We start from the raw sequence: 25,147 nt of genomic DNA on the forward strand, positions 1-25,147 counted from the left end.
TGTGCTTTGTGCCGCGCCCCTTCATCTCTCCTCAAACCGGTCCCGAGAACGTATCGCAGGCCGACAACTGGCCGCTGTCGAAGCCGCGCTTGAACCATTTGACCCGCTGCTCCGAGGTACCGTGGTTGAAGCTTTCCGGGACGACATAACCCTGTGACCGCTTCTGCAGCGAATCGTCGCCGATCTGCTGGGCTGCGTTCAGCGCTTCCTCCAGATCGCCTGACTCGAGCAGGCCCTTCTGCTGGGTATATTTGCCCCAGATGCCCGCAAAGCAATCGGCCTGCAGCTCGACGCGCACCGACATCTTGTTGGCGTCGGCCTCGCTCATGCGCTGGCGGGCCTGGTTGAACTTCGGCAGGATGCCGAGCAGGTTCTGCACGTGATGGCCGACCTCATGGGCGACGACATAGGCCTCGGCGAAATCGCCGGACGCGCCGAAGCGGTCGGAAAGCTCCTGGAAGAATTCTGTATCGAGATAGACCTTGTGGTCGCTCGGGCAGTAGAACGGACCTGTCGCCGATGACGCGGAGCCGCAGGCCGAGGCCGTCGCGCCGGAAAACAGCACGAGACTCGGCTCTTCGTAATTTTGGCCCTGCGCCTGGAAGATGCCCTGCCAGGTATCCTCGGTCTCGGCAAGAACGGTGCGCATGAATGCGGTCATCTCGTCGTTGGCGGGTGTGCGTGTTCCGCCGGACTGGCTCTGCTCGTAGCCGGGGCCGCTCGTCGTGCCGCCGGTATCGAGCACCTGCAGCAGATCGATGCCCATCATCTTGAAGATGAAATAGATGACGACGAGGAAGATGATCGTGCCGATGCTGAGGCCGCCGCCGGCGCGGCGAACGCCGCCGCCGGAAGGAAAGTTGAAGCCACCGCCGCGGCCGAAACCGCCGCCGGTCGGACCGCCACGGCGATCTTCAATATTGTCGGACTGACGCCGGCCTCTCCATTCCATCTTCGCTCTCCCCGGCAATGCCTGTGCTTGCGCTCAAGGAGTTATATATCCGTCGGCGGCCGGAATTCCAGCGACTTCATCGGGCAATCAGGCGCCCGCGTCGGCAGCGCAGCACGATCGCGACCAGGATCGAGCCAATCACCGCCGCGGCAAGGGCAGCCGGCCGTTCCGCGCCGGTGAAGACGACCGCATGCATGATCCGGCCGGGCAGGAAAGTGAACAGGCCGGCAAGCACGATGCCGCCGAAATAAAGGCCGGCGACGATGCGCTTATGCAGACGGATATCGCCGCGGCGAGCCGCCGCGATCGCATTCCAGCTGCCGAACAACGTTGCGATCGACAGAAGATGGATCGGGCTGAACCCGTAGGAGAGATCGAGTTCATGAATGAAGAAGCTCGATATCGCCGTGACAACCATCAGCGCCATCCAGATCCTGCCGAGCAGACGGTGTAGCGGCGTGCCCTTGGGGCGCAGCAGGATATAGGCGCCGAGAAGTGCCGCCGGCGTAACAGCAGTGACATGGATCTGAACGGCGAGCGGGGCGCCGAGGAGCGGTTCGAGGATCATGAGCGACATCCGGTTGAATTCGATCCCTGTTTCCGCCAAGACTTCATCCGCCTCAATCCGAACCGCGCGAACGGCAGGAAAACTTCGTGATTTACCTCTTCTTGCAATCCACGCTTCGCGAATTGCAGGTCTTTCTCCACTCCCGGCGCTTCTGGGGAACCTTTGCCGCGATCGTCCTGCTCTTTGCCTTCACCGGTCCCTACGGCACGATGGAAAGCATGGCCTTCGGCGAACGCCTCGCCTACTGGCTGACCCTGCATGCCGTTGCCTGGACGATCGCCATTCTCTGCGCAGTCACGGCCGAAAGACTGCTGCAGGGAGTGATCGTTTCGATGTTCGCCCGCATGATGGCGGGCTCGCTCATAGCCGCCCTGCCGATCGGTTTTGCCATCGGCCTCGTCGACTATGCCTTCACCGGCGAAGCGACCACACTCGAAAGCGGCCTGCACCGCGCGCTTTTTGCGGTGCCGCTCTGCGCCCTCTTCTGCCTTTTGACCTACATGGCGATGAGCCAGAAAATCGCCGAAGCCGCAGTCCCTCCGGAAACCAACTCCGCAGCCTCGATCCTGGACCGGCTGAAGCCTGAGAATCGTGGCTCGCTGCTGCGCCTTTCCGTCCAGGACCACTATACCGAGGTGGTGACCAGCCGCGGGCGCGAACTGGTGCTCTTGCGTTTCGCCGATGCGCTGAAGGAAACCGCCGCGGCGCCGGGCCTTCGCGTCCATCGCTCGCACTGGGTGGCCGATTCCCATGTCGAAAGCCTGAAACGCGAGAATGGCAGGCTGCTGATCCTCACTCGCGACGGAACGGCAATCCCGGTCAGCCGCAGCAATGCCGAGGAAGTGCGCCGCCGCTTCACGTAAAGAAGACGCGCCAAACGCTTGACGGGACTCCTGCTTTCGCTCTTCCGGAAGCAGGGCGGCGGCGAAATCCGGGTGGCGGTCGTGTCTGTTGGGAAATAGTCTTCCGCGCCGTGTTGGATTCCTGTCGATTCCGCGATTTATGGGGTTCCGTTTGCAAATACATTTGCCTATAAGCCGCTTCTAGCCTGAAAAGACCCAGCATGCGCGACCCGACCCGGTGATCTCCCACCCTGGCCGGCTTTCTGCGCAGCCAGAAAACGGAAGCACTCATGCCGAAGCGCCAAGACATCAAATCGATCCTTATCATCGGCGCGGGACCGATCGTCATCGGCCAGGCTTGCGAGTTCGACTATTCCGGCACCCAGGCCTGCAAGGCGCTGAAGGAGGAAGGCTACCGCGTCATCCTCGTCAACTCCAACCCGGCGACGATCATGACCGATCCGGGCCTTGCCGACGCCACCTATGTCGAACCGATTACCCCCGAGGTTGTCGCCAAGATCATCGCCAAGGAGCGTCCGGATGCGCTGCTGCCGACCATGGGCGGCCAGACGGCGCTGAACACCGCACTTTCGCTGAAGCGCATGGGCGTGCTCGACCGCTACAATGTCGAGATGATCGGCGCCAAGCCCGCCGCCATCGACATGGCCGAAGACCGCGCGCTGTTCCGCGAGGCTATGGCCCGCATCGGCCTTGAGACCCCCCGTTCGATGCTGGCGAATGCCACCGACATCAAGGACCTCGACCGCAAGACGCACGAGGCCGAGCGCGTCAAGCTGCGTGAAAGCCTCTCGGGATCCGACCTCGACAAGGCGCTGGACGAGCTGGAAAACCAGTGGAACCTCGGCGAGAGCGACCGCAAGCAGCGTTACATGAGCCATGCCATGGCGATTGCCGCCCAGGCGATCGACCATGTCGGCCTGCCCGCCATCATCCGTCCCTCCTTCACGCTCGGCGGCACCGGCGGCGGCATCGCCTACAACCGCTCGGAATTTTTCGAGATCGTCGGCGGCGGCCTCGATGCCTCGCCGACCACCGAAGTCCTGGTCGAGGAATCGGTGCTCGGCTGGAAGGAATATGAAATGGAGGTCGTCCGCGACAAGGCGGACAACTGCATCATCATCTGCTCGATCGAAAACATCGACCCGATGGGCGTCCATACCGGCGATTCGATCACCGTCGCCCCGGCCCTGACGCTGACAGACAAGGAATACCAGATCATGCGCAACGCCTCGATCGCGGTGCTACGCGAGATCGGGGTCGAGACCGGCGGCTCGAACGTCCAGTTCGCCGTCAATCCGAAAGACGGCCGCCTCGTCGTCATCGAAATGAACCCACGCGTGTCGCGCTCGTCGGCGCTCGCCTCCAAGGCCACCGGCTTCCCGATTGCCAAGATCGCCGCCAAGCTTGCGATCGGCTATACGCTCGACGAACTGGATAACGACATCACCGGCGGCGCAACGCCTGCCTCCTTCGAACCGTCGATCGACTACGTCGTCACCAAGATCCCACGTTTCGCCTTCGAGAAATTCCCCGGCGCCTCGCCGGTGCTGACGACCGCGATGAAATCGGTCGGTGAAGTCATGGCGATCGGTCGCACCTTCGCCGAATCGCTGCAGAAGGCACTGCGTGGCTTGGAAACCGGCCTGACGGGCCTCGACGAGATCGAGATCCCAGGCTTTGAAGAGGGCGAATCCAGCCAGAACGCCATCCGCGCCGCAATCGGCACACCGACGCCCGATCGCCTGCGTATGGTCGCCCAGGCGCTACGCCAGGGCATGAGCGAAGCTGAAGTCCACGAAGGCTGCAAGATCGATCCCTGGTTCATCGCCGAACTCAAGAATATCGTCGAGATGGAAGCCCGGATCCGCGAGCACGGCCTGCCTGATGATGCCGCCAACCTGCGCATGTTGAAGGCCATGGGTTTTTCCGACGCGCGCCTGGCGACGCTGACCGGCAAACGCCCGAAGGAAGTCGCCGAATTCCGTAACAAGCTGAACGTCCGCCCCGTCTTCAAGCGCATCGACACCTGTGCGGCCGAATTCGCCTCGCCGACCGCCTATATGTATTCGACCTATGAGACGCCTTTCGTCGGCGCCGCCCGCTCCGAGGCTGAAGTCTCCGACCGTAAGAAGGTCGTCATCCTTGGCGGTGGCCCGAACCGTATCGGCCAGGGCATCGAGTTCGACTATTGCTGCTGCCACGCCGCCTTCGCGCTGAAGGATGCGGGTTATGAAGCGATCATGATCAACTGCAACCCGGAAACCGTCTCGACCGATTACGATACCTCGGACCGCCTCTATTTCGAGCCGCTGACGGCCGAGGACGTGATCGAGATCCTGCGGGCAGAACAGGAAAAGGGCGAAGTCGTCGGCGTGATCGTCCAGTTCGGCGGCCAGACGCCGCTGAAGCTTGCCGAGGCGCTGGAAAAGAACGGCATCCCGATCCTCGGCACCGCGCCTGACATGATCGACCTTGCCGAGGACCGCGACCGCTTCCAGAAGCTGTTGATGAAGCTCGACCTCAACCAGCCGAACAACGGCATCGCCTATTCGGTCGAGCAGGCCCGCATGGTCGCCACCGAAATCGGCTTCCCGCTGGTCGTGCGTCCCTCTTACGTGCTCGGCGGCCGCGCCATGCAGATCCTGCATTCGGAAGGCCAGTTGCAGAGCTACCTGCTCGATACCGTGCCTGAACTGGTGCCTGAGGATATCAAGCAGCGCTATCCCAACGACAAGACCGGCCAGATCAACACTCTGCTCGGCAAGAACCCGCTGCTCTTCGACAGCTATCTCAGCCACGCCATCGAAGTCGATGTCGACTGCCTCTCCGACGGCACCGACGTCTATGTCGCCGGCATCATGGAGCATATCGAGGAAGCCGGCATCCATTCCGGCGACAGCGCCTGCTCGCTGCCGCCGCGCACGCTCTCCAACGAGATGCTCGACGAGCTGGAGCGCCAGGCCAAGGCGATGGCCAAGGCCCTCAACGTCGGCGGCCTGATGAACGTCCAGTTCGCCATCAAGGACGGCACCGTCTACGTTCTCGAAGTCAATCCGCGCGCCTCGCGTACCGTGCCCTTCGTCGCCAAGACCATCGGCGCGCCGATCGCCAAGATCGCTGCCCGCGTCATGGCCGGCGAAAAACTCGATGCGACCTTCGCCGCCTACGGCGAAAAGCCCGATCCGCGCAAGCTGAAGCACATCGCCGTCAAGGAAGCCGTCTTCCCCTTCGCCCGTTTCCCCGGCGTCGACACGCTGCTCGGCCCGGAAATGCGCTCGACCGGTGAAGTCATCGGCCTCGATACCGATTTTGCACTGGCCTTCGCCAAGTCGCAGCTCGGCGCCGGCGTCGAGTTGCCGCGTGACGGCACCGTCTTCGTCTCCGTGCGCGACGCCGACAAGCCGCGCGTGCTGCCGGCGATCCGCATCCTCGTCGAACAGGGCTTCAAAGTGCTGGCGACCGGCGGCACCGCCCGCTTCCTCGCCGAAAACGGTATCACCGCCACCAAGATCAACAAGGTGCTGGAAGGCCGTCCGCACATCGAGGACGCGATCCGCAACCGCCAGGTCCAGCTCGTCATCAACACCACCGATGGCAACAAGGCGATCTCGGACTCCAAGTCGCTGCGCCGTGCGACGCTGATGCAGAAGGTGCCCTACTACACGACGATGGCAGGCGCCGAGGCAGCCGCCCAGGCAATCAAGGCGCTGAAGGCCGGCAATCTCGAAGTGCGGCCGCTGCAGAGCTACTTCGCCTGAGATAGGGCAGCGCCATCGCTCGATCAGCGATGGCGCTAGCCTTGCCATTGGGCATCGCCGAGGCTTCGGAATCAGTTTATGCAGCCGTCAGCATAAGCCGCTGAATTGTCAGCATATCTTCGCGAAATCGCGCCAGTTCTTCCGCTTTCAGTCGCTCGTCGGGAATACGCAGCAAATAGGATGGATGCACCGTCACGAAGAGCGTTCGCTTCTCGTCGATCGCGATCGCTTTCCCCCTGACATCCTGCAGCCGCTGCTTCGTATCGGTCAGCGCCGAAAGCGCCGTCGCCCCCATCGCAACGACCAGCTTCGGCTTGATCAGCGCCATCTCCAGATTGAGCCACCAGCGGCAATGCTTCACCTCGCCCATATTGGGCTTCTGATGGATGCGACGCTTGCCGCGCGGCTCATATTTGAAATGCTTGACGGCATTGGTGACGTAAAGCGTTGAGCGGTCGATGCCCGCTTCGGTGATCACCTGGTCCAGAAGCCTGCCGGCGGGACCGACGAAGGGGCGCCCTGATATATCCTCCTGGTCGCCCGGCTGCTCGCCGACAAACATCACCTCTGCATCGCGCAGCCCCTCCCCGAATACGGTTTGCGTCGCCTTCGCATGAAGCGGACAACGGGTGCAGGTGGCAGCTTCCGCGCGCAGTGCTTCCAGCGTGCCCGCCGGCGCTTCGGGTTCAGCTGGAATGCTGCGCGCGGCTTCCTGCAGGCGATCGTGAAAGGGCAACGACTGGGTCGCCTCCCGTGCAGCCATGGCCCGCACCTTGCTCTCCGCCGATGCGATCAGCCCAGGGATGAGATCGGCTTCCGGCAGGTTCTTCCAATATTTTTTCGGCATCTCCGCCTGCATCGCCTTCAGCTTCAAGCGCGCCGGATTGAAAATGCTGGCGTAGTAGGTGCGCCAGAGGTCATCGGTGGCATCGGTGAGATTGGGTTTTTCACACGGTTCGTCGCTCATCGTCAGCCGCTCGCCGTCCCAGGCGGCCGATCCCTTGGGCGTCGCGATCAGCCAGTCCATGTCGGTGAATCGCCGTTGAAAGAAGGGTGCTGTGCGCCCGACGATATGGTGATCCGGCTCGAACCAGGCGAGGAATTTTCGACGGCCCTCCGACACCGCACCAACCTCCTTGAAGCGGACGAAGGCCGTCATCTTGTGCGCGTCGCGTCGAACGTTTTTCGCCATCAGCCTGGCACGGGCGACATCCTCGTCGGAGGCCACTTCAAGCAGCTGCCGGTCCAGCTGCAGCCGCCAGAGCAGACGGTAAAGCAGGGAAAAGCGCGCCGGGTCGGAATGGCAGAGAACTGTCTCCGCCAGCTCGATGAAGGCGGGCGGCACTTTCATCGGCTTGCGTGCTGCGGCAGACGGAGGCGGCATGGCGTCGTGTTGAAACGCAAAACCCGGCTCAGCGCGTTTTTCGCGCCACTCGATCTCCTCCGGCAGGATGCCGGCGACCGCGAAAGCGCGCGCGGCGTCACGCCATTCGGCAAGCTCCCCGCGTCCTGAAAGCACGACCCGGCGCATCACAGCAACGACAATTGTTCGGGTTGCGGTTCGAACATGGCGCGAAGGTCGGGGCGCTCGATCAATCGCCGCGGCGACCAGCCTTCCGCCGAGATGAAGGACTGAACCTTCTTGATCGAAACGCCGAGCCGCTGGAGATCATCGAGCCGCAACCGGCGAAAACGGCGGGCCGAAACGATCGCTTTGACTGTCTTGGTGCCGAGACCGGGCACACGCAGCAACCGTTCACGCTCGGCCCTGTTGATATCGACGGGAAATTCGGCTCGGTTGGCGAGCGCCCAGGCAAGCTTGGGGTCGAGGGTGAGATCGAGCATGCCATCCGCCTGGTTTGCGGTGATCTCGTCGATGCCGAAACCGTAGGATCGATAGAGCCAGTCGGCCTGATAGAGCCGGTGTTCCCGCATCAACGGCGGCTTGATCAGCGGCAGGTTTTTCGACGAGTCCGGGATCGGGCTGAAGGCGGAATAGTAGACGCGCTTCAGCCCGTAGCTGCTGTAAAGCCGACCGCTGGTCGCAAGGATCGTCGCATCGTTCGCGCCATCGGCGCCGACGATCATCTGTGTGCTCTGGCCGGCAGGCACGAAACGCTGACGCTTCTTCGTCTGCAGCGTCGGTTCGCCGGCGGCCTCGATCTTCAGCCGCAGATCCCCCATCGATCGCCGGATATTGGCAGGCTTCTTTTCCGGCGCAAAACGGGTGATACCGTTATCCGTCGGCAACTCGATATTGAGCGACAGCCTGTCGGCATGAAGCCCCGCCTCCTCGATCAGACGCGGCGACGCCTCGGGGATCGACTTCAGATGGATATAGCCGCGGAAATTATGGGTCACACGCAGTTCGCGGACGATGCGGACCATCTCTTCCATCGTGTAATCGGATGAACGAATGATGCCGGAGGAAAGGAACAGGCCTTCGATATAGTTGCGGCGGTAAAATTCCAGCGTCAGCCAGATGACCTCCTCGGGCGTAAAGCGCGCCCGTTCGACATTGCTCGACGAGCGATTGACGCAATAGGCGCAGTCGTAGATGCAGAAATTGGTCAGCAGTATTTTCAAAAGCGAAATGCACCGCCCGTCCGGGGCATAGGCATGACAGATGCCGGATCCCTCGGTCGAACCGAGCCCGCCGCTTGCCCGGGAATCACGTTTCACCGTGCCGCTGGAAGCGCAGGAAGCGTCATATTTCGCGGCATCGGAAAGGATGGCCAAGCGTTCTGTTAGCGACTTCTTCATTAGTATGTTCACTATATGTTCCGGCATGCAGAGTCAATCGGAACGATCCGATTTCCGCCCATTTTCAAGCTGCATCACCGGATGTTGGAGCAGGCCGCGTTTCTTTCATGCGAATTTTCTGGAAATCGGGCTTGGCGATCTGCTATAAGCGTCCGACTAAGATTGTGGCACGGTTCCGAAGCTCCCCTTCGGGACCTGTTTTCTTTTGTGTTCGCCGCTGATTATGCGGATACAAGGATTGAAGGACAGAAAAATGGTTGAAAAGGTACCGATGACACCGGGCGGTTTCGTCAAGCTGCAGGAAGAACTGCGCTGGCGTCAGCAGGAAGAGCGTCCCCGAATCATCGAGGCGATCGCCGAAGCCCGTGCCCATGGCGACCTTTCCGAAAACGCCGAATACCACGCCGCCAAGGAAGCCCAGAGCCATAATGAAGGCCGCATCAGCGAGCTGGAAGACTTGACGGCGCGCGCCGAGGTCATCGACCTCACCAAGATGTCGGGCGACAAGATCAAGTTCGGCGCTAAGGTGAAGCTCATCGACGAGGACACCGACGAAGAAAAGACCTATCAGATCGTCGGCGACCAGGAAGCCGACGTCAAGGCCGGCCGCATCTCCATCTCCTCGCCGATCGCCCGTGCGCTGATCGGAAAGGAAGTCGGCGATTCCATCGAGGTCAATGCGCCGGGTGGCTCCAAGGCCTACGAAATCCTCCAGGTTTCCTGGGGCTGATCGCCCGCCAGCCGCGAGACCCCTCCCTTGCCTGATATCCGTGACGTCGAGATCATTGCGCCCAATTTCAAGCGCCGGCTCTCCGGCGTCACGTCAACTATCGTTCAGCTCATCCCATGCCAGATCCGGCTCGGTATCAAGATCGCGACACTCGGCCCCGGCCTGCCGGAGGACCTGCCGAAACTTAAGGGACGGCAGCTCCTCGGCCTCTGGCGCCCACCGGCGCGCCGGCGCCAGCGTGTCTGGCACGCTCGCCGCAACAACGAGATGGCTGTCGGCATCCTGCTGCGTCATCTGTTGCGCATGCCGCTGAAGCTTCTCTTCACCTCGGCCGCGCAACGCCGGCACACCGCCTATACGAAATGGCTGATCCGTCGCATGGACGCTGTCATCGCGACCAGCGATCGATCCGGCTCGTTCCTGGAGATACCGCACACGGTGATCCAGCACGGCGTCGACCTTGCTCTGTTCCATCCGCCGGAAACGGCGGAGGACGGCATCGCCGCCACCGGCCTGCCGGGCCGCTATCTCATCGGCTGCTTCGGCCGTGTGCGCCATCAGAAGGGCACTGATCTTTTCGTCCAGGCGATGATCGAACTGCTGCCGCAGCACCCCGAGTGGACGGCGGTCGTCTCCGGCCGGGTGACGGCCGAACACACGGCATTTGGCGACAAACTCAAGGCGGATGTCGCGGCCGCCGGGCTCAGCGACCGTATCCTCTTCCTCGGCGAAGTGCCTGACATCAAGGTCTGGTATCGCCGCCTGACGCTTTACGTCGCCCCTTCTCGCAACGAGGGTTTCGGCCTGACGCCGCTCGAAGCGATGGCCTCGCGCACCGCGGTGGTGGCATCGGACGCCGGCGCCTATGCCGAACTCATCGTCACGGGCGAGACGGGCTCGGTCGTCGCCGCCGGCGATGGCGAGGCGCTGACGCGGGCAATCGCGCCCTATATCGCCGACCCCGCTCTGGCGGTCGCCTATGGCGAGAATGCGCTGCGGCATGTCAGGACGAATTTTGCGCTGGAGAAGGAAGCGAGCGCGATCGGCGCCGTTTACAACAGCCTTCTCGGCGACAATCGCGGCTGAAGCAGAAAAGAGAAACAGCCCGTTGGATAACGGGCCGCTGCAGGTATTCTAAGGATAATGAATAGCGGCTGGTTATTCGGCCGGCTGGAGCCCGGCAGCCGAAATATCCTCTCCGGTCTGGCCGCCCAGTGCCGCGGCGAGCTGCGCCGTATCCAGTTCGTTTTCCCAACGTGCGACGACGATCGTCGCGACCGCATTGCCGACGAGGTTGGTCAGCGCCCGGCATTCCGACATGAAGCGGTCGATGCCGAGGATGAGCGCCATGCCGGCGACCGGCACGGATGGGACGACGGATAGCGTTGCAGCAAGCGTGATGAAACCGGCGCCGGTGATGCCTGCGGCACCCTTCGAGCTCAGCATCGCCACCAGCAGCAGCAGGATCTGATCACCCCAGGAGAGATGGATGCCGGTTGCCTGAGCAATGAACAAGGCAGCCAGCGTCATGTAGATGTTGGTGCCGTCAAGATTGAAGGAATAGCCTGTGGGGATGACGAGGCCGACGACCGAGCGCTTGCAGCCGGCCTTTTCCATCTTGTTCATCAGCCCCGGAAGGGCGGCCTCCGAAGACGAGGTGCCGAGGACCAGCAGCAGTTCTTCCTTGATGTAGCGCAGCAGCGCCACGATCGAGAAGCCATTGTAGCGGGCGACAGCGCCGAGAACGACGAGGACGAAGAGCAGAGAGGTGATGTAGAAGGTGCCGATCAGCATGGCGAGGTTGGCGATCGATCCGACGCCGTACTTGCCGATGGTGAACGCCATGGCGCCGAAGGCGCCGATCGGAGCAGCCTTCATGAGGATGGCGACGAGCTTGAACACGGGCGCCGTCAGGGCATTGAGGAAGTTGACTACCGGTTCGCTCTTTTCGCCGACCATGGCGAGCGCGATGCCGAAGAGCACCGAGAAGAACAGCACCTGCAGAATGTCGCCATCGGCAAAAGCGCCGACGATCGTCGTCGGGATGATGTTGGTCAGGAAACCGACGATGCTCTGCTCATGCGCCTTTGCGGCGTAGCCGGCGACGGCGGCCGGATCCAGCGAGGCAGGATCGATGTTCATGCCGGCGCCGGGCTGGACGACATTGGCGACGATCAGGCCAATGATGAGCGCCAATGTCGAGAATGTCAGGAAGTAGAGCATCGCCTTGCCGGCGACGCGGCCGACCTTCTGCAGGTCGCTCATGCCGGCAATACCGGTTGCAACCGTCAGGAAGATGACGGGGGCGATGATCATCTTGACGAGCTTGATGAAGGCATCGCCGAGCGGCTTCAGCTGGGTGCCGAATTCGGGATAGAAATGGCCGAGAAGGATACCCGCGGCGATGGCCACGAGAACCTGAACGTAAAGATGGGTATAAAAGGGCTTTTTGCCCTTGCTGTCTGCGACTGCATCGAGTGGTGCTGCGATCATGATGTCCTCCTAATGGCTCGTCCGGAACGAACTCCGGCCTCCCGAGCCGTTCGCTTCAAGTCCAACAGCTCAGCCGTTGTTGCCATCTCTTTCGCAATCGCCGTGCCAGTTTTGCGCCGACAGACCAACATATTGTATTTATTAAGGAAAAATTTACGGGACCGCTAACAGCTCATTAAGCAATGCGGAAATCCGCACAAATCCATTTGCGTTTCGTGCAGAAAAATGCACAAATCCGCCATGTCCATGTCGCAGAAATTGTGGCCTTCCCTGCCCCTGCAACACCGCATCCGCCGGATGTGGTGGGTCTATGCCATGTTCGCCCTCCTCGCTGTCGTCGCAAGCCTCTGGGCCAGCGGCGAGATCGGCCGGCACCGGGCGGAGGCTGCTCTCGAGGAACAGGCCCGCATGGATGCGAGGCTGAATGCGGCTTTGCTGCGCACGGTTCTCGAAAAATACCGGGCGCTTCCCTTCGTGCTGTCGCAGGACGCGGCACTCGCCGCCGCACTGGCGGGAAACGATGCCGGCGCTTTCGAGCGGCTCAGTCAGAAGCTGGAAAATTTGGCGGCGGGCACGAAGGCTGCCGTCATCTATGTCATCGACAAGGATGGCATGGCGGTTTCGGCCAGCAACTGGCGCGAACCGACGAGCTTCGTCGGCAATGACTATCGTTTCCGGGAGTATTTTCAGGGTGCGGTGGAACGAGGACAGGCCGAGCACTTCGCGCTCGGCACGGTCAGCAAGAAACCGGGCCTCTATATCTCTCAGCGGATTTCGGGCAGCAATGGCCTGCTGGGCGTCGTCGTGGTCAAGGTTGAATTCGACGACGTCGAGGCAGATTGGAATGCCTCAAACACCCCATCCTACGTCGTTGACGAGCGCGGCATTGTCCTCATCACCAGTATTCCGTCATGGCGGTTCATGACGATCGGCCGGATCGCCGAGGACCGGTTGACGGCGATCCGCGAAAGCCTTCAATTCGGCGACGCGCCGCTTCAACCCCTGCCGCTCGACATGGTCCGAAACCTCGGTGACGGGCTCGATGTCGTCGAGATCGTCATGCCGGGCGACGCGGGAAAAACCAGGTTTCTCGATGTCGCAACGTCGGTGCCGGCGACCGGTTGGCATTTGCAGCATCTCGTGGCGCTCGGACCATCCGTCGATGCGGGGATTCGTGAAGCCCGCATGCTGGCATTGCTGATACTCCTGCCGCTGCTGGCCGGAGCAGCCTTCCTGTTGCGCCGTCGCCATGTGATCACCCTGCGAATCTCCAGCGAACAGCGGGCGCGGGAGGAACTGGAACGGCGGGTAGTCGAGCGGACACTGGATCTCAGCCAGGCGCGGGACCGATTGCAGGCCGAAATCATCGGCCATAAGAGCACGGAGCAGAAGCTGCAGGCAGTGCAGCAGGATCTGGTGCAGGCCAACCGGCTGGCCATCCTGGGTCAGGTGGCCGCCGGCGTCGCCCATGAGATCAACCAGCCGGTGGCAACCATTCGTGCCTATGCGGATAACGCCCGCACCTTCCTCGATCGCGGCCAGACGGCGCCTGCCGGCGAAAATCTCGAAAGCATCGCGGCGCTGACGGAGCGCATAGGTTCGATCACCGAGGAGCTGAAGACCTTTGCCCGCAAAGGCCGAGGCAGCGCCGAACCAACCGGATTGAAGGACGTCATCGAGGGCGCGGTGATGCTGTTGCGCAGCCGGTTTGCCGGCCGCATGGATACGCTCGACATCGACCTGCCGCCCGACGAACTGCAGGTGATGGGAAACCGGATTCGTCTCGAGCAGGTGCTCATCAACCTGCTTCAAAACGCCCTCGAGGCGGTGGCGCCGAAGGCCGGAGAGGGTCGCGTCGAGGTCAGAACATCCACCGATGCAGGGATGGTAACGGTGACGGTCGCCGACAACGGTCCCGGCATCCCGCCGGAAATCCGCAAGGGCTTGTTCACGCCGTTCAACACCTCGAAGGAAAGCGGCCTCGGCCTCGGCCTGGTGATCTCCAAGGATATCATCGGCGACTATGGCGGCCGGATGGAGGTTTTAAGCGACAGCGGCGGTACCCGGTTCATCGTTCAGCTGAGGAGGGCTTGAGGTCATGAACACACTGATGCCTGTTGCGCTGATCGACGACGACAAGGACCTTCGCCGCGCCACCGCCCAGACGCTCGAACTCGCCGGATTTTCCGTTTCCGCCTATGACGGTGCGAAACCCGCGCTGGCGGATCTGCCGGCGGACTTTGCCGGCCCCGTCGTCACCGATATCCGCATGCCGGAAATCGACGGACTGCAACTCTTCGCCACGCTGCAGGGCATGGATGTCGACCTGCCGGTGATCCTGATGACCGGCCACGGCGATATTCCCATGGCGGTTCAGGCGATCCAGGATGGCGCCTATGATTTCATCGCCAAGCCCTTCGCAGCCGATCGGCTCGTGCAGAGCGTGCGTCGCGCAAGCGAGAAGCGGCGGCTTGTTCTGGAAAACCGCATGCTGCGGAAAGCAGCCGAAGATGCGCAGGAGAATTTGCCGCTGATCGGCCAGACGCCTGTCATGGAAAACCTCAGAAACATTCTTCGCCATATCGCCGATACCGACGTGGACGTGCTCGTCGCCGGCGAAACGGGCAGCGGCAAGGAAGTGGTTGCCCAGCTCCTGCATCAGTGGAGCCACCGCCGGAGAGGCAATTTTGTAGCGCTGAACTGTGGCGCCCTGCCCGAAACCGTCATCGAAAGCGAACTGTTCGGCCACGAGGCCGGCGCCTTTACCGGCGCCCAGAAGCGCCGCACGGGCCGCATCGAACATGCAAGCGGCGGTACGCTTTTCCTCGACGAGATCGAAAGCATGCCGGCCGCCACCCAGGTCAAGATGCTGAGGGTGCTGGAGATGCGCGAGATCACGCCGCTTGGCACCAATGAGGTGCGTCCGGTCGATCTTCGCGTCGTCGCGGCTGCCAAGATCGACCTTGGGGATCCCTCGGTGCGCGGCGATTTTCGTGAGGATCTCTATTACAGGCTGAATGTCGTGACGATCTCCATTCCGCCGCTGAGAGAACGCCGCGACGATATTCCGCTGCTGTTTTCCCACTTCGCCGCTCGCGCCGCGGAGCGCTTCCGCCGCGATGCCCCGCCGCTTTCACCGGATGTGCGGCGGCATCTCGCCTCGCACCCATGGCCGGGCAATGTCCGCGAACTCTCGCATTATGCCGAACGCGTGGTACTTGGCGTGGAAGGCGGAGGAACGGCAGCAGTCCCTCCGCAGCCGATGGATGCGACGCTTCCCGAACGGCTGGAGCGCTACGAGGCGGAGATCATCCGCGATGCGCTGTCGGCCAATGACGGCGACGTCCGCCGCACCATCGAGGCGCTCGGCATTCCGAGAAAGACGTTTTACGACAAACTCCAGCGCCACGGAATCAATCGGGGCGGCTATATATCGCGCAAGTAATTGGCGATAACGTTTGCTCTGCCGAGGTGGTGTTAGACCTCCACCAGTCCCAGCTTCTTCACCTGCCGGATCGTCAGCATGGTGCGCACGGTATCGACATGTTCGTTCGCCGTCAGCACCTCGATGACGAAATCCTGGAAACGGGTGAGGTTCTCCGCCACGCAATGCAGCAGGAAATCGCTGTCGCCGGAAACCATCCAGGCCTGGCGCACCAGCGGCCATTCGGCCGTGGCGGCGGCGAAGGCTTTGAGATTGCCTTCCGACTGATGCTTGAGGCCGACCATGCAGAAAGCGACGAGGTCGAATCCGAGCTTCGGGCTGTTCAGCATCGCGTGATAGCCCTCGATGATGCCGGCTTCCTCGAGCTTGCGCACCCGGCGCAGGCAAGGCGGCGCCGAGATGCCGACGCGATCGGCAAGCTCCACATTGGTCATGCGGCCGTCGGCCTGCAGCTCCCGGAGGATCTTTATATCGATGACGTCGAGTTCCGCACGACCCACATCATTGCCTTTCTTTAATTCTCCGCGGGGAGCTTCTATATAAAGCCGCGGAATACGCAAGAAAGTTTCACGCCGATGACGGATTCTTGCACATCCGGGCGATTTGCCTTGTTGGTAACGCAAGGCTGCCCTTGAATAAAAGCATTGGACGTTCATAAATGGCGCAGGGACGCGAAACGGCCGCAATCGCTATCTAGCCGCCGCCCTCCTGCCAGTCGAAAGGAAATGACATGCCCGCCCGCCATACCAAGGTGCTCATCATCGGTTCCGGACCCGCAGGCTATACCGCCGCGGTCTATGCCGCGCGCGCCATGCTGAAACCGGTTTTGATCGCCGGTCTCGAACAGGGCGGCCAGCTGATGATCACCACCGATGTCGAGAACTATCCGGGCTTTGCCGATCCGATCCAGGGTCCCTGGCTGATGGAGCAGATGCTGCAGCAGGCAAAACATGTCGGCGCTGAGATCGTCAACGATCTCGTCACCGAAGTCGACATGAACCAGCGTCCTTTCGTCGCCCGCACCGACAGCGGCCAGGTCTGGACCGCCGATACGCTGATCATCGCCACCGGCGCCAAGGCCAAGTGGCTCGGCATCGAGAGCGAACAGCATTTCCAGGGCTTCGGCGTTTCGGCATGCGCCACTTGCGACGGTTTCTTCTATCGCAACAAGGATGTGATCGTGGTTGGCGGCGGCAACAGCGCCGTCGAGGAGGCGCTCTATCTCTCCAACATCGCCAAGTCGGTCACATTAGTGCATCGCCGCGACTTCTTCCGCGCCGAGAAAATCCTGCAGGAACGCCTGTTCTCCAAGGACAATATCAAGGTTCTGTGGAATACCGAAGTGGCTGAGATTACCGGCACGCCGGCCAAGCCGCCGATGCCGCAATCCGTATCCGGAGCGCGCCTGCGCGACGTCAGAACCGGCACGATCACGGAGATGGTGATCGATGGCGTCTTCGTCGCTATTGGCCATGCGCCGGCAACCGAGCTCTTCAAGGACAAGCTGAAGCTCAAGGACAATGGTTATCTCTGGACCGCGCCGGATTCGACTGCGACCAGCCTGGACGGCGTTTATGCCGCGGGCGACGTGACGGATGATACGTTCCGCCAGGCGATCACTGCCGCCGGGCTGGGGTGCATGGCTGCACTTGAAGCAGAGCGATATCTGACGGGCCATATGCCCGTCGCCGTGGCCGCGGAGTAAGATCGGCATGAGGGGTGGGGGAATGCCATTGGATTGGGACAAGCTGCGTATTTTTCACGCAGCTGCCGAGGCGGGTTCGTTCACGCATGCGGCGGATAAACTGCATCTGTCCCAATCCGCCATCAGCCGCCAGGTCAGCGCGCTGGAGCAGGATGTCGGCACCAAGCTGTTTCACCGCCATGCACGCGGCCTGATTCTGACGGAACAGGGCGAGCTGCTTTACCGCACCGCCCATGACGTGCTGCTGAAGCTCGAAACCGTGAAGATGCAGCTCACCGAGACGACCGAGACGCCATCCGGCAAGCTGCGCGTCACGACGACGGTCGGCCTCGGCCAGGGCTGGCTGACCGACAAGATCCAGGAATTCCTGCAGCTCTATCCCGATGTGCAGATCCAGCTGATCCTCGACAATGAGGAAGTGGATGTGAACATGCGTCATGCCGACTGCGCGATCCGCCTGCGCCAGCCGCAGCAATCGGACCTCATCCAGCGCAAACTCTTCACCGTGCACATGCACGTCTATGCGGCCCCGTCCTACATCAATCGCCACGGCGAGCCGCAGAAGGTCGAGGATCTCGACAATCACCGCATCATCACCTTCGGCGAGCCGGCGCCGAGTTACCTGCTCGATGTCAACTGGCTTGAGGTCGCCGGCCGCTCGTCCGACAACAAGCGTATTCCGCATCTGCAGATCAACAGCCAGACCTCGATCAAGCGCGCCGCCCTGCTCGGCATCGGCGTCGCCTGCCTGCCGGATTACATCGTCGGCCGCGACCCAGGCCTGATTCAGCTGGCAATCAATGCCGACGTCCCTTCCTTCGACACCTATTTCTGCTATCCCGACGAGATTAAGAACGCCGCCAAGCTGAAAGCCTTCCGCGATTTCATCGTCAGCAAGGCCAGAAACTGGAACTTTTGAGCCTGGTTTTATTGATAAATTGCCGACTATGCAGAACACGCATGACTGGCATGCACAAATGAGGGTTGCCGTTTGCACATTAAACCACCATATCGCTCATAGCTGATGCACATGGTGGCTTTTCCTCCCAGTTCCACCGCATTAGCTGTTCCCCTCTGGAGGTTTTTGACCTTCACACTTATAAGGGCCCTGGTTTTCCAGTGGCCCTCTTTTTTTGCCTTTCTTCCTCAGTGAAATGCCGCACCGCAAAAAATTTGTGCGGCGCATAGCAGACATGCACAAAAAAGCATTGAAACCTGCTCAAGGAAGCACCATATCCCTTTCAGCTGATGCATCTTGTGGTTTCTCTCCCAGTACCACCGCATTAGCTGTTCCCCTCTGGAGGTTTTTTGACCTTCACAATTATAAGGGCCCTGGTTTTCCGGTGGCCCTCTTTTTTTGCCCAAATTTTGCTCATTCAATAAAACCCATCGCCTCACGCCTCCGTGATTTGCATATCGAAGTCTGACGATCGATATATCGGCCAGACACGATTTATAGTTCGGCGAAAGACGATGGACAAAGACGAAATTATCAAGGCGCTCGCCCATCCCACCCGGATGGACATTCTGAATTGGTTGAAAAATCCCGAGGAGCATTTCCCCTCGCAGGAGCATCCTTTCGAAATGGGCGTCTGCGCCAGCCAGTTCGAGCGCTGCGGCCTGTCGCAGTCGACGGTCTCGGCCCACCTCGGCACGCTGCATCGCGCCGGCCTCGTCACCACCAAACGCGTCGGCCAGTGGATCTTTTACAAGCGCAACGAAGAAACCATCGCGGCATTCCTCAAGCAACTGACGCAGGACCTTTAGAATGCCCCTCGCCCTCCTCGTTCTTGCCTTGAGCTCGTTTGCGATAGGCACCACCGAATTCGTCATCATGGGTCTGTTGCCGGAGGTCGCCGCCGATCTCTCGGTCAGCATCCCGCAGGCCGGATGGCTGGTGACCGGTTATGCCCTGGCGGTCGCGATCGGCGCACCTGTGATGGCCATTTCGACCGCGAAGCTGAAGCGCCGCACCGCCCTGATTGCGCTGATGGCCTTCTTCATCGCCGGCAACCTGCTTTGCGCTCTGGCGAGCGACTACTGGGTGCTGATGATTGCTCGCGTCGTGACAGCACTTTGCCACGGCGCCTTCTTCGGCATCGGCTCCGTGGTCGCCGCCGGCCTCGTTGCCGAAGACCGCAAGGCACGCGCCGTCGCGCTGATGTTTACCGGCCTGACACTTGCCAATGTTCTCGGCGTGCCGCTCGGCACCGCGATCGGCCAGGCTTACGGCTGGCGCGCCACCTTCGGCGTCGTCACCGTTGTCGGTATCGTCACCATTCTCGGCCTGATCGCCATCCTGCCCAGGGACAAGCAGCAAGAAAACGGCAGCATCCTGCGCGAGATCGCAGCACTCAGGAATGGCGGCCTTTGGCTTGCGCTCTCCACCACCGTCTTCTTCGCCGCCTCGATGTTCGCCCTCTTCACCTATATCGCGCCGCTGCTGCGCGACGTCACCGGCGTGTCGCCGGAAGGCGTCACCTGGACGCTGTTCCTGATCGGCCTCGGGCTGACCATCGGCAACCTCGTCGGCGGCAAGCTTGCCGACTGGCGGCTTGGCGCAACGCTTGCCGGCGTCTTCGCCGCGATCGCCATCACTTCGATCGCCTTCAGCTATACGAGCCGCTTCTTCATCCCGGCTGAAATCACCCTCTTCCTTTGGGCAATGGCAAGCTTTGCCGCCGTGCCGGCGCTTCAGGTCGGCGTCGTCGGCTTCGGCAAGGACGCACCAAACCTGGTCTCGACGATCAACATTGGCGCCTTCAATACCGGCAATGCGCTCGGCGCCTGGGTGGGCGGCCTGGTCATCGACGCCGGCTTCGATCTCACCCGCGTTCCGCTCGCCGCGGCCTTGATGGCCCTGATCGGCCTCGGCGCGACGGCGCTCACCTATCTCTCCGCCAGGGGCCGGGCCGCCCTCGCCCCTGCCGAGTGATCCTCCCGCAAAAGAAAGGACTATCATGGCCAAGCTTTTCGAACCCACGAAAGTCGGCGACATTTCAGTCAAGAACCGCATCGTCATGGCGCCGCTCACCCGCAACCGCTCGCCGGGCGCAATCCCCAACGACCTCAACGTCGAATACTACCGTCAGCGCGCTACCGCTGGCCTGATCATCACCGAAGCAACCGCGATCACCCACCAGGGCCAGGGTTATGCCAACGTGCCTGGTCTCTACAGCAAAGAGGCTCTCGACGGCTGGAAGCGCGTCACCGATGCCGTTCACGCAGCCGGCGGCAAAATCGTCGTCCAGATGTGGCATGTTGGCCGTATCTCGCACACGACGCTGCAGCCGAACGACGGCAAACCGGTTTCCTCGACCAGCCGCATCGCCAAGGCCAAGACCTATCTGGTCAATGCCGACGGCACCGGCAGCTTTGCCGACACCTCTGAGCCGCGCGCGCTCGACACCGCCGAAATCCCCGGCATCATCGAGGATTACCGCAAGGCCGCCCGTGCGGCGATCGACGCCGGCTTCGACGGTGTCGAGATCCACGGTGCCAACGGCTACCTGCTCGACCAGTTCATCCGCGACGGTATCAACGACCGCACCGACCAATATGGCGGCTCGATCGAAAACCGCACCCGTCTGACCTTTGAAGTCGTCGATGCCGTGGTCAAGGAAATCGGCGCCGGCCGCACCGCAATCCGCATCTCGCCGGTGACGCCATCAGGCGAAAGCTACGATTCCAATCCGCAGGCGACCTTCGCCCATGTCGTCGAAGGATTGGCCAAATACGAGCTAGCCTATATCCATGTCATCGAAGGCCAGACCGGCGGCGACCGCGACTACAAGCAGGGCGACAATCCCTCCTTCGATTACAAGGCGCTGTGCCAGACTTATGAAAAGGCCGGCGGCAAGGCTGACTGGATGGTCAACAATGGTTACGATCGCGATCTGGCGATCGACGCCATCGAAAGCGGCCGCGCCGATCTCATCGCCTTCGGCAAGCCCTTCATCGCCAATCCCGATCTCGTCGAGCGCCTGGAACACAACCTGCCGCTCAACACGCCCGACCAGTCGACCTTCTATGGCGGCACCGGCAAGGGCTATATCGACTATCCCATTCTCGAAAAGGTCGCCTGACCTTTCACACGCCAACGCGAATCCCGCCGAAAGGCGGGATTTCCATCTTCGACGGGTTTTTGTAGGGTGCCGCCATGTTTGCTCCCTATCTTGATCGCTGGTCGCTGATATCAGACGGCGAGCCTATCATCACCCACTCCAGCCGCCTCCTGCCGGTCCTCTGGCAGGACAGGCCTGCCATGCTGAAAGTGGCGGCCGATATCGACGAACGATACGGCGCGCTTCTGATGCAGTGGTGGGACGGCGACGGCGCAGCCTATGTCTATGCCCATGAGGGTGATGCCGTGCTGCTTGAAAGGGCGACGGGAAAACGCTCGCTGCTTGCCATGGCGATGAGCGGCGAGGACGACGAGGCAAGCCGCATCCTTTGCGGGACGGCGGCAAGGCTGCATGCGCCGCGCGAAAAACCGCTTCCCGACCCCATCCCCCTTACCAGCTGGTTCCGCGATCTGGAGCCGGCAGCAGGCAAGCATGGCGGCACGCTTGCCGATTGCTCTGCGATCGCCGATGTTCTCCTTGCCGATCAGCGTGATGTCACCATCCTCCACGGCGACATCCACCACGACAATATCCTCGATTTCGAGGCACGCGGCTGGCTGGCGATCGATCCGAAGCGGCTCCATGGTGAGCGCGGCTTCGATTTCGCCAATATCTTCGCCAACGAAGAACTGCCTGTCATCACCGATCCCGCCCGTTTCCGCCGCCAGTTGGCCATCGTCTCAGCGGAGGCGAAGCTGGAGCCGAAGCGGCTGCTGCAATGGATCGCCGCCTATTCCGGTCTTTCCGCCGCTTGGTTCCTCGGCGATCCGAATATTCAGCAGGCAGAAACGGCCCTGACGGTCGCCCGGATCGCACTGGCCGAACTCGAGAGCTAACCCGCGTTCTGCGACCTATGCCCGATGAAGGCAGCCGCCGTGTCACGATGCGGTTCGGGCAGGCAGCCGAGCGCGACGAGCGAAGCCCTGACCGCCTCCTCGATCGGCGTCTGCGGCTCTTTGCCGAGTTCGGCCGTAAGCTTGTCGTTCCTCATCCGCACCGGCACCTTCCAGAGATAGCGCATCTCCTTGATCTCCCGCATCACGGGAACGAAAGGAGCGGCCAGCGGCACGATCCACCAGGGGAAGTTGCCGATCTTTGCCTTACCGCCGGCAACGCGCTTGAACGCTTCGGCCATCTGCATGCCGTCCGCATCCCAGAAGCCCTCCATATGATAGACGGCGAAGGACGGCAGCCGATCGGCCCGCTCGATGAGCTGGGCGATGGTTTCCGCCATGTCTGGCAGTTAGGTCCATTGATGACCGACACCGCGCCGACCCGGGTTCCTGATCGTGCCGACCGGCTTGCCCGGGGTCACGAGACCGGACGAAAACCAGCTGTTGGCCGTCGTGCCTGGGCCGAAGAAATCCCCCGCCCTGACGATGATGACGCCGGCGCCGGACTGTGACGCCTCCTTCAGCCGCCTCTCCATTTCGACCCGGATCGTCCCCTTCTTAGTCACCGGATGCTGCGGGCTTTCTTCCATCGGCGCCGGCAGGGCGTCGGGACCGAAATTATAGACGTTGCCCGGCAGCACGATGCGCACGCCGACAGCGCGAGCAGCGGCGATGGTATTGTCGAGCATCGGCAGCACCAGCGTTTCCCAGTCGCGATAGCCGGGCGGATTGACGGCATGGACGATCAGGCCGACCCCTTCGGCCGCCCTCAGGACGTCGCCCGCATTCATCGCATCGCCCTGCACCCATTCGAAAGCCGGCTCGCTCCTCGACGCCTTGGCGGCGTCACGGTTCAGCGCCCGGACGCGCCAGCCGCGCGCAAGCAGCTTGCGGGCAACCGCGCCGCCGATACCGCCTGTCGCGCCGAGAATAAGGGCCGTCATCTTCATTTCGCTGCTCATGACAATCATCTCCTTCGATCGGATGAGAGGATCATGCCATCAGCATGGCATAAACGAAATTGACGAAAGAAATACATCTGTTATACAAAAATGCATGATAATGGAGCCGAGCTGGGATTTCTACCGCAGTTTTCTTACCGTGCTTCAGCAGGGGTCGCTTTCGGCGGCCGCCCGCGAACTGGGGCTAACCCAGCCAACCATAGGCCGCCATGTCGACGCACTGGAACTGGCAATCGGCGCCGAACTCTTCACCCGCTCACCGAACGGGCTGCTGCCGACCGACGCCGCATTGGCGCTGAAGCCCTACGCCGAAACGCTGGCGGCAACCACCGCCGCCCTTTTACGCACCGCATCCGGCCAGCGCGAGCGCGTGGCGGGAACGGTCAGGGTCAGCGCCAGCGAGGTCATCGCCGTCGAAGTGCTGCCCGGGATTCTCGGCCCGCTGCAGGAGACCTATCCCGAACTGCAGATCGAGCTCTCGGCATCCGATACAATCGAGGACCTGGTAAACCGCGAGGCCGATATCGCCGTGCGCATGGCCGAGCCGCAGCAGGCTGCACTCGTTGTGCGCCGCATCGGTGATATCCCGCTCGGCTTCCATGCCCATCGCCGCTATCTCGAACGACACGGCATGCCGCAAACCCTGGCTGACCTCGTAAACCACCGGCTCATCGGCTTCGACCGGCAGACGGCCTATGTCCGCATGGTGATGAAACGTTACGCGGTGCCCGGCATCAAATTCTCCTACAGGACCGACAGCAATCTTGCCCAGCTTTCGGCGATCCGCGCTGGCGTCGGCATTGGCATCTGCCAGATCGGACTTGCCCGCGAGGACCCTGATCTGGTGCACGTCCTGCCTGATGCCTTCGCCATACCGCTCGGCACCTGGGTGGCGATGCATGAGAGTCTGAAGTCTTCGCCGCGCTGCCGCGCCACTTTCGACGCGCTGGTCAAGGGGCTGCAGGACTATCATCGATATTCGACCTGGCGGGAACGAGATGGCAACGCACAATCCGGTTGAGCTCGTGCCCTATGATCCGCAATGGCCGCAAGTCTTCCAGCGCATCCGCGGCAGGCTTCTGGCTTTGCTGCCGCAGGCGCTCTCCATCGATCACATCGGCAGCACGTCCATACCAGGCATGATCGCCAAACCGCTTATCGATATCGACATCGTTCTTCCCGGCCTCGTGCATATCGAGGACGCCACACGCGTGCTTCTGGCCGAAGGCTATGAGCCGCGCGGCAATCGCTATGACGACGATGTCTGGGCTTTTCTATCGAAAGGTTTGGTGCCGGCGGAACGGGTCTACCTTTGCCCTGAAGGTAACGGCACGCATCGAAACAGGCTGGCTTTCCGGGATTATCTCATCGCGCATCCGCAGGCGGCGGCTGATTATGCCGCACTCAAATGCAGGCTGGCAGCCGAATTCCGGATGGACGGCGACGGCTATACTGCGCATAAGCGCGAATTCGTCGATGCGATCGTCGCACGGGCATTGGCGGGAGATGGTTAGCTGCCGATGCCTTGCGAGGCCTCGGCCGTGCGATCCTTCCACTGGCCGTCCACCACCTCGGTTTCCGGCCGGTCGCCGCCTTCGGCATATTCTTCATGCCACTTGCCGTTCTCGTCCTGCCAACTGATCTCGGCGGAATCGCCGCCGACCTGCTGTTCGGCCGCGACGATGCGCGCAGCTTCGAGCGCGTCGGCATGGGTCGGGAATGCCTCTGAATAGACACCTCCCAGCCTGTAGGCCCAGCCGCCGTCATGCGGCACGACTTCGTAGACCACCTTGATCATGCATCCGTCTCCTCATCTTCTTGTTGCGCATTCGCACGCTTCCGGAAAAGATCCGGATCATCGCGGCCGCTTGACGAGAATTCGAGGACGCCG

Annotated in this window: 21 protein-coding genes and 1 pseudogene; 14 read left to right on the top strand and 8 right to left on the bottom strand. The window is 61.7% G+C overall.

Annotated elements, in window-relative coordinates; genetic code table 11:
* Positions 1-31: 31 nt before the first annotated feature.
* Entirely contained in the window at positions 32-952 is a 921-nt protein-coding gene (gene ypfJ / locus RlegSU303_RS15965) for a KPN_02809 family neutral zinc metallopeptidase (protein ID WP_017961422.1), read from the bottom strand.
* Positions 953-1,028: 76 nt separating this feature from the next.
* Positions 1,029-1,559: a DUF2306 domain-containing protein gene (locus tag RlegSU303_RS15970; protein WP_017961423.1), complete on the bottom strand. Its 531-nt coding sequence runs from the start codon at positions 1,557-1,559 to the stop codon at positions 1,029-1,031.
* 47 nt (positions 1,560-1,606) lie between these two features.
* On the opposite strand from RlegSU303_RS15970, the gene RlegSU303_RS15975 reads away from it, so the two are divergent.
* Positions 1,607-2,383 carry a LytTR family DNA-binding domain-containing protein gene (locus tag RlegSU303_RS15975; protein WP_017961424.1) on the top strand — a complete coding sequence of 259 codons (777 nt, stop codon included), beginning with the start codon at positions 1,607-1,609 and terminating at the stop codon, positions 2,381-2,383.
* Between the two features lie 269 nt (positions 2,384-2,652).
* A complete protein-coding gene (gene carB, locus RlegSU303_RS15980; protein WP_017961425.1) occupies positions 2,653-6,141 on the top strand; it encodes a carbamoyl-phosphate synthase large subunit in 3,489 nt (1,162 codons plus the stop codon).
* Between the two features lie 76 nt (positions 6,142-6,217).
* Here carB and RlegSU303_RS15985 read toward each other — a convergent pair whose 3' ends face one another.
* Both RlegSU303_RS15985 and RlegSU303_RS15990 read right to left on the bottom strand, forming a co-directional pair.
* Positions 6,218-7,672 carry a UdgX family uracil-DNA binding protein gene (locus tag RlegSU303_RS15985; protein ID WP_231283218.1) on the bottom strand — a complete coding sequence of 485 codons (1,455 nt, stop codon included), beginning with the start codon at positions 7,670-7,672 and terminating at the stop codon, positions 6,218-6,220.
* Positions 7,672-8,904: a putative DNA modification/repair radical SAM protein gene (locus RlegSU303_RS15990; protein ID WP_131630506.1), complete on the bottom strand. Its 1,233-nt coding sequence runs from the start codon at positions 8,902-8,904 to the stop codon at positions 7,672-7,674. The genes RlegSU303_RS15985 and RlegSU303_RS15990 overlap by 1 nt, the downstream gene beginning before the upstream one ends.
* Positions 8,905-9,157: 253 nt before the next feature.
* On the opposite strand from RlegSU303_RS15990, the gene greA reads away from it, so the two are divergent.
* Positions 9,158-9,634, top strand: a complete 477-nt coding sequence (greA, locus tag RlegSU303_RS15995) for a transcription elongation factor GreA (RefSeq protein WP_012758398.1) — start codon at positions 9,158-9,160, stop codon at positions 9,632-9,634.
* A gap of 27 nt (positions 9,635-9,661) precedes the next feature.
* The gene (locus RlegSU303_RS16000) at positions 9,662-10,720 is read left to right on the top strand and encodes a glycosyltransferase family 4 protein (protein ID WP_131630485.1); all 1,059 of its coding nucleotides are present in this window, start codon (positions 9,662-9,664) and stop codon (positions 10,718-10,720) included.
* Between the two features lie 72 nt (positions 10,721-10,792).
* Here RlegSU303_RS16000 and RlegSU303_RS16005 read toward each other — a convergent pair whose 3' ends face one another.
* Positions 10,793-12,127, bottom strand: coding sequence for a dicarboxylate/amino acid:cation symporter (locus tag RlegSU303_RS16005; RefSeq protein ID WP_131623981.1), 1,335 nt, complete (start codon positions 12,125-12,127; stop codon positions 10,793-10,795).
* Between the two features lie 225 nt (positions 12,128-12,352).
* Here RlegSU303_RS16005 and RlegSU303_RS16010 point away from each other — a divergent pair, with 225 nt between their 5' ends.
* Together RlegSU303_RS16010 and RlegSU303_RS16015 are read left to right on the top strand one after the other, a co-directional pair.
* On the top strand, positions 12,353-14,221 hold the full coding sequence (locus RlegSU303_RS16010) for an ATP-binding protein (protein WP_131630486.1): 1,869 nt from the start codon (positions 12,353-12,355) through the stop codon (positions 14,219-14,221).
* Positions 14,222-14,225: 4 nt separating this feature from the next.
* Positions 14,226-15,572: a sigma-54-dependent transcriptional regulator gene (locus RlegSU303_RS16015; protein WP_131623985.1), complete on the top strand. Its 1,347-nt coding sequence runs from the start codon at positions 14,226-14,228 to the stop codon at positions 15,570-15,572.
* Positions 15,573-15,604: 32 nt separating this feature from the next.
* Here the strand turns inward: RlegSU303_RS16015 and RlegSU303_RS16020 are convergent, their stop codons facing one another.
* Positions 15,605-16,072, bottom strand: a complete 468-nt coding sequence (locus RlegSU303_RS16020) for an Lrp/AsnC family transcriptional regulator (protein WP_003541645.1) — start codon at positions 16,070-16,072, stop codon at positions 15,605-15,607.
* A gap of 230 nt (positions 16,073-16,302) precedes the next feature.
* Here RlegSU303_RS16020 and trxB point away from each other — a divergent pair, with 230 nt between their 5' ends.
* The 6 genes from trxB to RlegSU303_RS16050 all read left to right on the top strand — a co-directional run bounded on the left by trxB (position 16,303) and on the right by RlegSU303_RS16050 (position 22,237).
* Positions 16,303-17,277 carry a thioredoxin-disulfide reductase gene (gene trxB / locus RlegSU303_RS16025; RefSeq protein WP_065280788.1) on the top strand — a complete coding sequence of 325 codons (975 nt, stop codon included), beginning with the start codon at positions 16,303-16,305 and terminating at the stop codon, positions 17,275-17,277.
* Between the two features lie 22 nt (positions 17,278-17,299).
* Positions 17,300-18,196: a LysR family transcriptional regulator VtlR gene (locus RlegSU303_RS16030; RefSeq protein ID WP_018446649.1), complete on the top strand. Its 897-nt coding sequence runs from the start codon at positions 17,300-17,302 to the stop codon at positions 18,194-18,196.
* 554 nt (positions 18,197-18,750) lie between these two features.
* Complete coding sequence (locus RlegSU303_RS16035) at positions 18,751-19,044, top strand: ArsR/SmtB family transcription factor (protein ID WP_011652911.1); 294 nt, start codon at positions 18,751-18,753, stop codon at positions 19,042-19,044.
* 1 nt (position 19,045) lies between these two features.
* Positions 19,046-20,212 (top strand): MFS transporter, encoded by a 1,167-nt coding sequence (locus RlegSU303_RS16040; protein WP_131630489.1) that lies wholly within the window; start codon positions 19,046-19,048, stop codon positions 20,210-20,212.
* A 25-nt stretch (positions 20,213-20,237) separates the two neighbouring features.
* Complete coding sequence (locus RlegSU303_RS16045) at positions 20,238-21,362, top strand: alkene reductase (protein WP_131630490.1); 1,125 nt, start codon at positions 20,238-20,240, stop codon at positions 21,360-21,362.
* A 74-nt stretch (positions 21,363-21,436) separates the two neighbouring features.
* Positions 21,437-22,237, top strand: a complete 801-nt coding sequence (locus RlegSU303_RS16050) for an aminoglycoside phosphotransferase family protein (protein ID WP_168279786.1) — start codon at positions 21,437-21,439, stop codon at positions 22,235-22,237.
* Here the strand turns inward: RlegSU303_RS16050 and RlegSU303_RS16055 are convergent.
* Positions 22,234-23,256: pseudogene (locus RlegSU303_RS16055) on the bottom strand (NAD(P)H-binding protein). The gene RlegSU303_RS16050 and the pseudogene RlegSU303_RS16055 overlap by 4 nt on opposite strands.
* Positions 23,257-23,350: 94 nt before the next feature.
* On the opposite strand from RlegSU303_RS16055, the gene RlegSU303_RS16060 reads away from it, so the two are divergent.
* Both RlegSU303_RS16060 and RlegSU303_RS16065 read left to right on the top strand, forming a co-directional pair.
* Positions 23,351-24,277 (top strand): LysR family transcriptional regulator, encoded by a 927-nt coding sequence (locus tag RlegSU303_RS16060; protein ID WP_231283220.1) that lies wholly within the window; start codon positions 23,351-23,353, stop codon positions 24,275-24,277.
* Positions 24,255-24,770: a GrpB family protein gene (locus tag RlegSU303_RS16065; RefSeq protein WP_222282835.1), complete on the top strand. Its 516-nt coding sequence runs from the start codon at positions 24,255-24,257 to the stop codon at positions 24,768-24,770. The genes RlegSU303_RS16060 and RlegSU303_RS16065 overlap by 23 nt, the downstream gene beginning before the upstream one ends.
* Here the strand turns inward: RlegSU303_RS16065 and RlegSU303_RS16070 are convergent.
* Complete coding sequence (locus RlegSU303_RS16070; protein WP_029873315.1) at positions 24,767-25,054, bottom strand: DUF2188 domain-containing protein; 288 nt, start codon at positions 25,052-25,054, stop codon at positions 24,767-24,769. The genes RlegSU303_RS16065 and RlegSU303_RS16070 overlap by 4 nt on opposite strands.
* Between the last annotated feature and the right edge of the window lie 93 nt (positions 25,055-25,147).

It is taken from the genome of Rhizobium sp. SU303, assembly GCF_021052345.1.
In the GTDB taxonomy this organism is placed as follows: Bacteria; Pseudomonadota; Alphaproteobacteria; order Rhizobiales; family Rhizobiaceae; genus Rhizobium; species Rhizobium laguerreae.